This is a genomic window from Amycolatopsis orientalis DSM 43388, from assembly GCF_000411975.1.
GTDB classification, from domain to species: Bacteria; Actinomycetota; Actinomycetes; order Mycobacteriales; family Pseudonocardiaceae; genus Amycolatopsis; species Amycolatopsis orientalis_D.
This window is the reverse complement of sequence record NZ_ASXG01000170.1, coordinates 101,063-113,677: the sequence shown is the minus strand read 5'-3', so window position 1 is coordinate 113,677 and position 12,615 is coordinate 101,063. Positions and strand designations below refer to the sequence as shown.

General features: G+C 69.5%; 10 protein-coding genes. 8 read left to right on the top strand and 2 right to left on the bottom strand.

Annotation, left to right across the window (positions count from 1 at the left end):
• Positions 1–191 precede the first annotated feature (191 nt).
• The 8 genes from L942_RS35870 (at position 192) to L942_RS35835 (ending at position 10,572) form a co-directional block, all read left to right on the top strand.
• Entirely contained in the window at positions 192–989 is a 798-nt protein-coding gene (locus L942_RS35870) for a TIGR02569 family protein (protein WP_037368871.1), read from the top strand.
• A gap of 115 nt (positions 990–1,104) precedes the next feature.
• The gene (locus L942_RS35865; RefSeq protein ID WP_037368870.1) at positions 1,105–3,141 is read left to right on the top strand and encodes a molybdopterin oxidoreductase family protein; all 2,037 of its coding nucleotides are present in this window, start codon (positions 1,105–1,107) and stop codon (positions 3,139–3,141) included.
• Positions 3,138–4,562: an FAD-dependent oxidoreductase gene (locus tag L942_RS35860; RefSeq protein WP_037368869.1), complete on the top strand. Its 1,425-nt coding sequence runs from the start codon at positions 3,138–3,140 to the stop codon at positions 4,560–4,562. Before L942_RS35865 ends, L942_RS35860 begins: the two co-directional genes overlap by 4 nt.
• A gap of 26 nt (positions 4,563–4,588) precedes the next feature.
• Complete coding sequence (locus tag L942_RS35855; RefSeq protein ID WP_037368868.1) at positions 4,589–5,926, top strand: nitrate/nitrite transporter; 1,338 nt, start codon at positions 4,589–4,591, stop codon at positions 5,924–5,926.
• Position 5,927: 1 nt separating this feature from the next.
• Positions 5,928–8,432: a nitrite reductase large subunit NirB gene (nirB, locus tag L942_RS35850; RefSeq protein WP_037368867.1), complete on the top strand. Its 2,505-nt coding sequence runs from the start codon at positions 5,928–5,930 to the stop codon at positions 8,430–8,432.
• The gene (nirD, locus tag L942_RS35845) at positions 8,429–8,761 is read left to right on the top strand and encodes a nitrite reductase small subunit NirD (RefSeq protein ID WP_440201360.1); all 333 of its coding nucleotides are present in this window, start codon (positions 8,429–8,431) and stop codon (positions 8,759–8,761) included. Before nirB ends, nirD begins: the two co-directional genes overlap by 4 nt.
• Positions 8,758–9,885, top strand: a complete 1,128-nt coding sequence (locus L942_RS35840) for a uroporphyrinogen-III synthase (RefSeq protein WP_037368864.1) — start codon at positions 8,758–8,760, stop codon at positions 9,883–9,885. Before nirD ends, L942_RS35840 begins: the two co-directional genes overlap by 4 nt.
• Positions 9,886–9,894: 9 nt before the next feature.
• On the top strand, positions 9,895–10,572 hold the full coding sequence (locus tag L942_RS35835) for a formylglycine-generating enzyme family protein (protein WP_200863034.1): 678 nt from the start codon (positions 9,895–9,897) through the stop codon (positions 10,570–10,572).
• Here the strand turns inward: L942_RS35835 and L942_RS35830 are convergent.
• Both L942_RS35830 and L942_RS35825 read right to left on the bottom strand, forming a co-directional pair.
• Positions 10,520–11,470 (bottom strand): squalene cyclase, encoded by a 951-nt coding sequence (locus L942_RS35830; RefSeq protein ID WP_037368863.1) that lies wholly within the window; start codon positions 11,468–11,470, stop codon positions 10,520–10,522. The two genes, L942_RS35835 and L942_RS35830, sit on opposite strands and share 53 nt — an antisense overlap.
• Before the next feature lie 21 nt (positions 11,471–11,491).
• Complete coding sequence (locus L942_RS35825; protein WP_106965159.1) at positions 11,492–12,610, bottom strand: winged helix DNA-binding domain-containing protein; 1,119 nt, start codon at positions 12,608–12,610, stop codon at positions 11,492–11,494.
• Positions 12,611–12,615 lie beyond the last annotated feature (5 nt).

Below are 12,615 nucleotides of genomic sequence, written 5' to 3'. Positions count from 1 at the left end.
CTGCGGTCTGAGGGTGGTTGTCAAGGCACGCTTTCCCGCCTTGACAACCACCCTCAGACCGTCAGCACAATCAAGCTTCGGGGTGCCCCACGCACGCCGGAGGGCGCAATGTCGCCGCTAGGCGACGAGCCGCCCCATGACCAGCGAGTCTCCCCGGTAACCCCACCCCCACCGGGGTAACCTCCCCCTTTGTGCGGTCAACCCTCGAACGTCCCTCCGAACGCGTCTGCTCCGCGTTCGGCAGCGACGCCGACGCCATCACGCTCCTGCCGGACTCCGAAACCTGGCACGCCGGGGACGTGGTCTTCAAACGCGTCACCGACCGCTCCCAAGCCCTCTGGACCGCCCGCGCCCTGGACTTCGCCGAAGACCCGGGCCTCCGCATCTCCAAACCGGTCCGCTCGCGAGACGGCCGCTGGATAGTCGGGGACTGGTCCGCCTGGCGCTACGTCCCCGGCACCGCCGAACACCGCTGTGACGAAACCGTCCTCGCCGCCGTGCGGCTGCACCGGGCTACCGCCGACCTCCCTCGACCGGACTTTCTCTCCTCCCGGGACGACCGGGACGCGATAGCCGACCGGATCGCCTGGGAAGAACTCGACCGTCCCCTCCCCGAGGAGAAAGGCGGCCGCTGGTTCGAAATCCTCGCCCCGGCTCGCCGCACGATCAAGCTCCCGCACCAGGTCGCGCACGGCGAACTCCTGGCCGGCTTGCTCTTCGACGGCGACACGGCCCCCGGCGTGGTCGACTTCGTCCCGTACTACCGCCCCGGCGAATGGGGTGCGGCGATCGCCGCTGTCGACTCCCTGACCTGGGGCGGAGCCACCGGTGCCCTCCTGGAGCGCTGGGCCCACCTCCCGGAATGGCCCCAGCTCCTGCTGCGCGCCATGCTCTTCCGCCTCGCCTCGCACGCGCTCGACCCCAAGTCCACCAACGCCGCACTGGACGGCCTGCGCGCAGCGGCTCGCGAGGTCAGCGCGATCCTTTGACTCACTGCGCACCCCCGCTGTGACGGCGGGCAATGTCAACTGCCCGAAACATTCGGGCACTTTGAGGTAACACGGCGTCCTTACCGTCGGGTCATCGCCGATCCGAGGAGCGCCTGTGCCGCACGTCGACACACATTGCCCCTACTGCGCCTTGCAGTGCGGGATGCGCCTGGACGAGACCCGGGTCACGCCAAGGGATTTCCCGGTCAACGCGGGCGGCCTGTGCCAGAAGGGCTGGACGGCCGGTTCACTGCTGGAGTCCGGTGCCCGGCTGACCTCGCCGCTGCTCCGCCGGGCCGGCGAACTGCGGCCGGTTTCCTGGGACGAGGCGCTGGATTTCGTCGCGGATCGGCTCCGCGCCTCGCGCCGGGACCACGGTGCGGACTCCGTCGCGGTGTTCGGCGGCGGCGGGCTCACCAACGAAAAGGCGTATCTGCTCGGGAAATTCGCCCGCATCGCGCTCGGAACCTCGCAAATCGACTACAACGGCCGATTCTGCATGTCGTCCGCCGCCGCGGCCGGGATGCGCGCGTTCGGGGTGGACCGCGGACTTCCCTTCCCGGTCACTGATCTCGCGAACGCGGACGTCATTCTGCTCGCCGGGGCGAACCCGGCCGAGACGATGCCGCCGTTCATGCAGCATCTGGACAACGCGGAGCTGATCGTGATCGATCCGCGCCGCACCCCGACGGCCGAGCGGGCCGCGCTGCACCTCGCCCCGGCACCGGGGACGGATCTCGCGCTGGCGTTGGGGATCCTGCACGCGGTCGTCGCCGAGGGACACCTGGACAAGTCCTATGTGGATCTTCGGACGGCCGGCTTCGACGAGATGTGGCGCATCGCCGCGACCTGGTGGCCGGAGCGAGCCGAGCGAGTGACCGGGGTCTCGGCCGCGGATCAGCGTCGGGCCGCGGAAATGCTGGCCCGGGCCGGCAACGCGTATGTGCTCACCGCGCGCGGAACGGAGCAACACGCGTCCGGCACCGCGACGGTCGGCGGGTGGATCAATCTCGCCCTCGCACTGGGATTGCCCGGCCGAACCGGGTCTGGCTTCGGCTGCCTGACTGGGCAGGGCAATGGCCAGGGCGGCCGCGAGCACGGGCAGAAGGCGGATCAGCTGCCCGGCTACCGCAAGATCGACGACCCGGCGGCGCGTGCGCAGGTCGCCGCGGTCTGGGGGGTGCCAGCGGAGAGCTTGCCGGGACCGGGACGTTCCGCGGTCGAATTGCTCGACGCGCTGGGGGATTCGATCAAGGCGATGCTGGTGTTCGGGAGCAATCCGGTGGTGTCGGCTCCGCGTTCGTCCCGGGTGCAGGAACGCCTGGCCGGACTGGATCTTCTCGTGGTGGCCGATTTCGTCCTGTCGGAAACCGCGGCGCTCGCCGACGTGGTCTTCCCGGTGCCGCAATGGGCCGAAGAAGAGGGCACGTTGACCAACCTCGAGGGTCGCGTGCTGTTGCGCCAGCGGTCGATTACGCCACCGGACGGAGTGCGCAGCGATCTGTCGCTGTTGCGGGAACTGGCAGTCCGGATCGGACAGCCCGCCGAACGGTTTCCGGAGGACGCGGCCGAGGTCTTCGAGGAGTTGCGTGCCGCGTCGAAGGGCGGAGCCGCGGACTACTCCGGCGTGACATACGAACGGCTCCGGTCCGGGGAAGCGCTGCACTGGCCGGTTCCCGACGAGAAGCATCCGGGCACGCCGCGGATGTTCCTCGACGGATTCGCGCATCCGGACGGACGCGCGCGGTTCGCCGACGTTGACCACAGTGGACCCGCCGAGCTGCCGGACGAAGCGTTTCCGTTGCAGGCCACGACCGGCCGGGTGCTCCAGCACTACCAATCCGGTGCGCAGACCCGCCGGATCGCGGAACTGACGGCGGTCGTGCCGGAGGTGTTCGTCGAGGTGCATCCGGACACCGCGGCGCGGTCCGGACTGGCCGACGGAGACCACGCGGTGGTGCGCTCGCGTCGCGGGGAGACCGTCGCGCGAGTGCGGTGTGTGCCGTCGATGCGGGCCGACCTCGTCTTCCTGCCGTTCCATTTTCCCGGCGCGGCGCGGGCGAATCTGGTGACCAACCCGGCACTCGACCCGGTGAGCCGGATGCCGGAGTTCAAGGTGTGCGCGGTGTCGTTGGCGAGGGCGGAAGCATGAGCGCGCGAAACGTCGTCATCATCGGGTACGGAATGGCCGGGGCCCGGCTCGCGGACGAAATCCGGCGGCGCGATCCAGAAGGCGACCGGGTGCGGTTGACCGTGCTCGGCGAGGAGCCGCATCCGGCGTACAACCGGGTGTTGCTGTCCACTGTGGTCGCCGGCGGGATGAGCCCGGACACGGTGCGGCTGCACGATTCCGAGTGGGCCGCACAGGCGCGGGTCGACCTGCGGCTCGGCACGCGAGTGACGCGGATCGACCCAGCACGACGGATGGTCTGCACGGAAACCGAGGAATTCTCTTACGACGCAGTCGTCCTCGCCACCGGAGCCGCGCCTTGGCTGCCGCCGGTCGAAGGACTCGAACTCGGGCCGGAGGTCGTGACATTCCGGACGCTGGACGACTGCGCGCGCATCGTGGCTGCAGCACGTCCGGGCGCGCCGGTCGCGGTACTCGGCGGTGGACTGCTCGGCTTGGAAGCCGCGCGGGGCTTGGCCGGTCGCGGAGCGAACGTCACGGTGGTGCATCCGCAGCCGCACGTACTGGAGCGGCAGCTGGATTCCGGTGCCGGCCGGGTACTGGCGCGTCGGTTGGCGGAGCTGGGCGTGACATTCCGATTCGAGGTGACTGCCGCCCGGCACCTGCCGGGAGACGGTCTCAAACTCGATGACGGCAGCTTCGTTCCCGCGGACCTCGTAGTCGTCGCGGCCGGGGTGCGGCCGGAGACGTCGCTCGCCGAAGCCGCTGGGCTCGCGGTCGATCGCGGAATCCTGGTGGACGATCTGCTCCGGGCCAGCGACGGCCGGATCCACGCGCTGGGCGACTGCGCTCGGCACCCGGGCGCGCCGGCCGGATTGGTGCAGCCCGCGTGGGAGCAGGCCACGGTGCTCGCCGACCTGCTCACCGGCACGGACGCCACCGCGCGCTATCGCGGGACGCGTACGGTGACCCGGCTCAAGGCGCGCGACATCGATCTCGCCGCGCTCGGCGAAACGCAGGTGACCAGCGACGACGACGCGGCTGAGGTCGTCACGTTCGATGATCCGACTGGTGGCAGGTACGGCAAGCTCGTCGTCCGCGGCGATCGCGTGACCGGCGCGATCCTGCTCGGGCTGCCCGACGCGGCGGCCACCGTCACGCAGCTGCACGACCGAGGCACGCCGATCCCGGAAGATCGGCTCGCTGTGCTCCTCGGTCGCGCGTTGCCCGCGGGTGCGCCGACGGCGGCGAGCCCGGCGGATCTTCCTTCGTCCACAGTGATCTGCCGCTGCAACGCGGTGACCAAAGGCCGGCTGATCGAAGCCTGGCGGGGTGGCGCCACCGACGCTGCCGCACTCGCCCATACCACCCGCGCCACCACCGGATGCGGCAGCTGCCGCGACACGGTCGGCGCGGTCGCGGACTGGCTGGCCGCGCAATGACCGCCCCCGGCAATGAGGAGGACACCATGACCCGCCGTTGGATCGAGCACTGGGATCCCGAGGACGACGAGTTCTGGGAAACGACCGGCAAGCGGGTCGCCCGGCGCAATCTGTGGTTTTCCGTGTTTTCCGAGCACATCGGCTTCTCGATCTGGACCCTGTGGTCGGTCGTGGTGCTGTTCATGGGCCCGGCCTACGGGTTCAGCGCGGCGGACAAGTTCCTGCTCGTGTCCACGCCGACGGTGGTCGGCGCGATCATGCGCATCCCGTACACCTTCGCGGTCGCGCGCTTCGGCGGTCGCAATTGGACGGTCATCAGCGCCGTTCTGCTTCTCCTTCCAACGGTGCTGACCGCCATCGTGCTGCACCCGGGCACCTCGCTCGGCACGTTCGTGCTGATGGCCGCGCTCGGCGGCGTCGGCGGCGGAAACTTCGCGTCGTCGATGGCCAACATCAACACCTTCTATCCGGAACGGCACAAAGGCTGGGCACTCGGGTTGAACGCCGGCGGCGGGAACCTCGGCGTGGCGGTGATTCAGCTTGTCGGGCTGCTCGTGATCGGCACCGCGGGTGCGACCGCGCCGCGCTTGGTGCTCTACATCTACCTTCCCCTGATCGTGCTCGCCGCGACGTGTGCGGCGCTGTTCATGGACAACTTGTCCAGCGTTCGCGGTGACACCAAGGCAATGCGCGAGGTGGTCCGTTATGGACACACCTGGGTGATGTCGCTGCTGTACGTCGGCACGTTCGGCTCTTTCATCGGCTACAGCTTCGCCTTCGGTTTGGTGCTGCAGAACCAATTCGGCCGGACGCCGTTGCAGGCAGCCGCGGTGACGTTCCTCGGCCCGCTGCTGGGTTCGCTGTCGCGCCCGATCGGCGGCTGGCTGTCGGACCGGATCGGCGGCGGCCGGGTCACCTTCGCGACCTTCGGCGCGATGGCGCTGGCGACCGTGGTGCTGGTGGTGGCTTCCTCGACGGACTCGCTCGCGACGTTCACCGCCGCGTTCATCGTTTTGTTCGTGCTCACCGGAATCGGCAACGGATCGACGTACAAGATGATCCCGGCGATCTTCCAGGTGAAGGCGCGGGCCGCGATTCAGGCCGGGGCGGACGAGGCGGCGGAATTGCGCAACGCTCGCCGGCTTTCCGGAGCGTTGATCGGATTGGCCGGGGCGATCGGCGCGCTGGGCGGGTTGTTCATCAACCTCGCCTTCCGGCAGTCGTTCGCCAGCACGCACAGCGGCGTTCCGGCGTTCGTCGGATTCCTGGTCTTCTACGCGGTGTGCGTGGGTGTGACGTGGTTCGGCTACCTGCGCAAGCCGACAGTGCGCGGGCAGGTGGCGTTGGCAGGAGCGGAGGTCTGAAATGCCTACAGTGGTGGTTGCCGGGCACGGCATGGTCGCGCACCGGTTCGTGGAGGCACTTCGCGCGGCAGACACGGCGGGCGAATGGCGGGTCGTCGTCTTCGGCGAGGAGAACCGTCCCGCTTACGACCGGGTCGCGCTGACTTCCTATGTGGACAGCTGGGATCCGGCCGCGTTGGCGTTGCCGGGCTCGGATTACGCGGACGACGACGCGGTCGAGCTCCGGCTCGGCGAACTCGTCGTGTCGGTGGACCGCGACGCCAAGACAGTCACGACGGCTTCCGGACACGTCGAGCCGTACGACTCGCTGGTATTGGCGACCGGTTCCCGTCCGTTCGTCCCGCCGGTCCCGGGCCGGGATCTGCCCGGCGTGTTCGTGTACCGGACGATCGAGGACCTCGACGCGATTCGCGCCGCGGCGGAACGGCAGGGGCGCGGCCGCCGGGCGGCGATGGTGATCGGCGGCGGTCTGCTCGGTCTCGAGGCGGCGAAGGCATTGCGGGACATGGGTTTGTCGCCGCACGTGGTCGAGATGGCCCCGCGGCTCATGCCGTTGCAGGTCGACGATGGCGGCGGCGGTCTGCTGCGCCGGCTGATCACGAACCTCGACGTGACCGTCCACACCGGAACCTCAACGGACGCGATCGAGGCCGACGGCTCGCGGTTGCTGGCCCGGCTGGGCAACGGCACGGAGCTGGATGTCGACCTGGTGGTCTTCTCCGCCGGGGTCCGGCCTCGGGACGACCTGGCCCGCGAGTCCGGTTTGGACGTTGGCGAGCGCGGTGGCGTGCTGGTCGACGCGACGTGCCGGACGAGCGATCCGGCGGTCTACGCGATCGGCGAGTGCGCGGCGGTCGAAGGCCGGGTATACGGCATCGTCGCGCCGGGATACGCGATGGCGGAGGTGGTCGCGGCGCAGCTCACCGGCGCGGCGGCGAGCTTCCCCGAACCCGACACCGCGACGAAGCTCAAGCTGATGGGCGTGGACGTCGCCAGCTTCGGCGACGCGCACGGGGCCACCGAAGGATCGCTGGAAGTCGCGGTGAACGACGCCGTGGCCGGAACCTACAAGAAGCTCGTGGTCACCGACGACGGCCGGACGCTGCTCGGCGGGGTGCTGGTCGGCGACGCGGCGGAGTACAACACGCTGCGGGCGCTGGTCGGCCGCCCGCTGCCCGCCGACCCGGGTGCGCTGCTCGCCCCCGCGGGTGGCGGCGCGGCGGTCGGCGTGGACGCATTGCCGGACGAGGCCCAGGTCTGTTCGTGCAATGGGGTTTCCAAGGGTGCCTTGACCCGGGCGATTACCGAGGACGGCTGCGATTCGGTAGGGAAGCTGAAGGCGTGCACGCGGGCGGGGACGTCCTGCGGCTCGTGTGTGCCGATGCTGGCGAAGCTGCTGAACGCCTGCGGGGTCGAGCAGTCGAAGGCGCTGTGCGAGCACTTCACCCAGTCTCGCGCGGACCTGTTCGAGATCATTCAGGCGACGCAGATCACGACCTTCAGCGAGCTGGTGAGCCGCTACGGCACCGGGACCGGTTGTGCGGTGTGCAAGCCCGCGGTGGCGTCGATTCTGGCGACGCTGGGCAACGGGCACATCCTCGGCGGCGAGCAGGCCTCGCTCCAGGACACGAATGACCGGTTCCTCGCGAACATGCAGCGCAACGGCAGCTATTCGGTGGTGCCGCGGATTCCCGGCGGCGAGATCACGCCGGAGAAGCTGATGGTGATCGCGCAGGTCGCGCAGGACTTCGGGCTGTACACGAAGATCACCGGCGGACAGCGGATCGACCTGTTCGGGGCCACTGTGGACCAGCTGCCGGACATCTGGCGGCGACTGGTCGACGCGGGCTTCGAGTCCGGGCACGCGTACGGCAAGGCGTTGCGGACGGTCAAATCCTGCGTCGGTTCGACCTGGTGCCGCTACGGCGTGCAGGACAGTGTGGGGCTGGCGATCGATCTGGAGCTGCGGTATCGCGGTCTGCGGTCGCCGCACAAGATCAAGGCCGGAGTTTCCGGGTGCGCGCGGGAATGCGCGGAAGCGCGCGGCAAGGACTTCGGCGTGATCGCCACCGAACATGGCTGGAACCTCTACGTCGGCGGCAACGGCGGAGCGACGCCACGGCACGCGGAACTGCTGGTGTCTGATGTGGACACCGAGACGCTGGTGCGCACCATCGACCGGTTCCTGATGTTCTACGTGCGCACGGCGGACCGGTTGCAGCGCACCGCACCGTGGATCGAGGAGATGGAAGGCGGCCTCGACCACCTGCGCGCGGTGATCGTGGACGACAGCCTCGGCATCTGCGAGGACCTGGACGCGGCGATGGCGAAACACGTCGAGGGTTACACCGACGAATGGCGAGGGGTGCTGGAGGACCCGGACAAGCTGGCGCGGTTCAGTTCGTTCGTGAACGCGCCCGGGACGCCGGACCCGTCGATCTCGTTCCGGGAGGAACGGGAACAGAAGATCCCGGTGCTGCTGGGAATTCCGGAGGTGCGGCGATGACCATGACCTCGTCCTGGACCGCGGTGTGCGCGGCCGCGAACATTCCGGAGTTCTCCGGAGCCGCGGCGCTGATCGACGGCCAGCAGGTCGCCGTGTTCCACGCCGGCGACGGCTGGTACGCACTGTCCAATTGGGATCCGTGCAGTGGCGCGGCCGTGTTGTCGCGCGGGATCGTCGGTGACGCCGGGGGAGAACCGGTCGTCGCGTCGCCGGTCTACAAAGAACGGTTCTCGCTCCGCACTGGTGCGTGTCTTGACGCGGAAGGGGTTTCGGTTCCGGTGTATCCGGTTCGAGTGCGGGACGGGGTGATCGAGGTGGGCTCGCCGTGACCGATGTCCGGCCGCTGGCCGGGTTCACGGTGGGAATCACCGCAGCGCGCCGGGCTGAAGAGCTGGGCGCGCTGCTGGTGCGCCAGGGTGCCGCCGTTCGTTACGGGCCGGCGATCCGGATCGTGCCGCTGGCCGACGACACCGAATTGCACGCGGCGACGATGCGGTTGCTGGAGTCGCCAGTGGACATCGTGGTGGCGACGACCGGGATCGGCTTCCGCGGCTGGATCGAGGCCGCGGAAGGCTGGGGTCTCGCCGAGAAGGTGCTCGATCATCTGTCGAACGCGTCTCTGATGGCCCGCGGTCCGAAAGCGGCTGGGGCGGTGCGGACGGCCGGATTGGCCGAGGACTACTCGCCCACTTCGGAGAGCAGCGCGGAGCTGCTGCAGTACCTGACGGAGTCCGGAGTGGACGGTCGGCGGATCGCGCTGCAGCTGCATGGCGAGCCGTTGCCGTACTTCGCGGAGACTCTTCGGCAGGCCGGGGCCGAGGTGATCGAGATTCCGGTGTACCGCTGGGTGGCACCGACCGATCCAGGACCGCTCGACCGGTTGCTGGACGCGGTGCTGGAAGGAACGATCGACGCGTTGCCGTTCACGAGCGCGCCCGCTGCCGCGTCGACCGTCGCGATGGCTCGGCGGACTGGTCGGCTAGGCGCGTTGATCGAGGCGTTGAGCAGCCGGGTGATCGTGGCGTGCGTTGGGCCGATCACGGCCGCGCCACTGGCTTCGCTGGGCGTTCCGGTGGTCCAACCGAGACGGTCGCGGATCGGTGCGCTGGCGAGAACCGTCGCGGATGCTTTGGTCACCGCCTCGCCGACCTTGCATGCCGCCGGCCACGTGCTGCAGATCCGCGGCACCGGCGCGCTGGTGGACGGCGAATGGCGCGAGATCGCGCCAGCCCCGATGGCGCTGCTGCGGGCTCTCGCCCGGCAGCCCGGCCGGGTGGTCACGCGGCGAGAGCTGTCGGCTGAGCTTCCGTCCGGGGGAGAGGCGCACGCGGTGGAGACGGCGATCGGCCGATTGCGGACGTCGCTCGGCGGCACCGGCGTGGTGCAGACGGTGGTCAAGCGAGGCTACCGGCTGGCGGTGAATCCCGGCGACACTCCGGCATCGATCGGCTAGCCTCGGTGCGTGCGGATGGTCCCGATTCCGCCGGGATCGGTGACGCTCACCGACCGGCGGACAGAACGCAGCTGGACAGTCGACGTTCCCGAGTTCGAGTTAGGCGCGCTCGCGGTCACCCAGGAGCAGTTCCTCGGCAGCGGTGAGCTGCCGGTGGTCGAGGTGTCCTGGTTGGACGCGGTGCGGTTCTGCAACACACTGTCCGAACAGGACGGACTGCCACCCGCGTATCGGCTGGCCGGCGACGAGGTGGAGTGGGACCGGTCCTCGACCGGCTATCGGCTGCCCACCGAAGCCGAATGGGAGCACGCTTGCCGTGCGGGCACCGACGGCCCGAGGTACGGCGAGCTGGACGAGATCGCCTGGTACGAAGGAAACTCCGGCGGCAGGCTGCATCCGCCTGGCGAGAAGCGGCCGAACGCGTGGGGTGCCTACGACTTGCTCGGCAACGCCTGGGACTGGTGCTGGGATCTGTACGACCCGGCGGTCTACGGCGAGTACCGGGTGCTTAAGGGCGGCGGCTGGGCGGACGAGCACTGGAGCGTCCGCGTGTCGGTGCGGCGCCGGAGCCACCCGACCTTCCGGGTGGACGACGTCGGCTTTCGTGTCGCCCGGTCCAGTCAGGCCGGTCCAGTCAGGACTGTGCGGAGTCCCACCAGGACAGAATTCGCGTGCCGTACAACGTGAGCCATTTCGAGGGTTCCCCGGCCGGGACGTCGACCTCGAACCACATGTCGCCGGGCAAGCGGCCGTCCTGGAGCCAGGTTCCGTCCGGCTGCCGCGCGGCGCGCACCCGTTCCACCGCGTCGGCCAGCCGCGGGTCGGGCGGAATGTCGTCCACGATGGCGGCTTCGCGGAAGTACTCGAGGGCGTTGATCGCGCTGTAGTGCCACCGCACCGGATACGCGAAATGGTCGACCCAGGACGCCACCTGCTCGCCGGTCGAGAGCCGGTACAGCAGACGGCGTTCCAGCAGGTACTCCTCGCCGGCGCGGCGGGCGGCGTGGGTCTCGTCGGTGCCGCCGGTCGCGATGTCGTAGGCGAGCAGCCCCTTCACCGCGTTCAGCGTCGAGTGGAAGGAAGCGCGCTTCGACCCGTCGACCCATTCGCAGTTCCAGCCGCCGTCGGTCATCTGGTGCTCGGGGAACCAGTGCGCGAGCCGGGACACGTCAACGCCGAGCCAGCCGCCGTTCGCGAGCGTCCAGGCATTGATGCAGACGTCGACCTCGCCGTCCCAGTACGGCAAATTGTGGTATTCCCACCGGCTGTTCTCCGCGATCAATTCGGCGGTGCGATTGGCCCGCAGCACCGCCGGATCCAGGCCCCATTCGCGGAGCATAGTGAGCGACCACGTGGTGGCCGTCCACGGTTGCCCGGTATTGGGGCCGGGAGTGAATTCCGCTGGGAAAAACGCGCCGCCGGCCCACTGCCCGTCCGGGTCTTGGCGGGCGAGGAGTTGGGCGCCGAAGCCCTCGGTCGCGATCTTGTGCCGGGTGGCCGTCCAGACTTCGGGCGGCGCGCCCGCCAGGTCCCGTTCGACCTGCCAGCGCAGGGTCGGGTCGGAGTCGAGCAGCCATTCCTGCACGGCAGAACTGTAGCTCGCCGGTCAAGCCCAGGTCACGGAAAAGTCCTGGTAGCCCCGGGCGGACGCGGCCCGGGCGGCTTCGTCCTCGGCGGCCGCGCGGTCCGCGCGGCGGAGCGGGTCGAATTCGGTGAGCGAGAAGACCAGCCGTTTGCCGGATGCTTTCGTGCGCCAAACGCCCAGAATCTCGCCGTCGACCAAGAGCGCGCCGGGGCTGCCGAGAATTTTCCAGACCTCTTTCGCGCGCGCTTTGTCCGGAACGAGGACCGCTTTGTCGCGGCCCTGCGTGTACGGATCGAGCGGCGGCAGCAGACGTACTCCGGCCGGCGACGGCGGGTTCTCCAGCGCGGTTAACCGGTCATTCGGGAGGAAGGCCCGCCGCCCGTCCACTTTGACCTCGGTGACCGTCTCGGGCCAGGTTTCGCTGATGCAGGTCTTCGCGGTGCCGGCGAAACCGGCCGCGTCCCCCGGCGTCGCGGGTCCGTTGAAGCGCAAATACCGCTCCAGCACCCGCGAAACCGCGGCTGGATCGGGGCGAGTGGACATCCGTCCGCGACCCTCCAGCGGCGCGAGCGTCGCCGGGCTCTGCCCGGCTTCGAGCCGGGCACCGCCGTGCAGGGCGGCGAGGCGCATGAGCTGTTCGTGCACGTGGGTGGCATTGCAGGGACGGCACCACCGGCTGAACGACGGCGGCAGCAGCTTGGTGATTTCCCCGCTCACCACTCCCTTGGTCATCGGCTTCGTGACCACTTTCCGGATCGCCCGCGCGGTCGTGAAAATAATGTCCACCGGAGATTCGTCCGCGACCTGGAGGTCCTTCTTCTGCCACAGCATCCGGGCCAGCGCGTCCGGCTCGCTGATCGGGATCAGGGCGGCGACCAGCTCCGGCAGGTCCGCGCGCCGGTGGAAATGCGGCGCGCCCCGGTGCGACCACACCAGGGCGAGCCGCTCGTCGTCCACCAGGGACTCCGGCGTGACCGGATCCGGCATCCGGGCCGCCAGCGAGAGCAGGGCGGTGTCGCGCATGCTGTCCTGCAGCCCGAGGTCCAGCAGCGGCAGCTCGTACGGATCGGCGACGGAGCGGTGCAGCCCCTGTTCCGCGATCCGGTACGCCAGCGCCTGTTTGCGCGACACCTCGAGCATCCCGG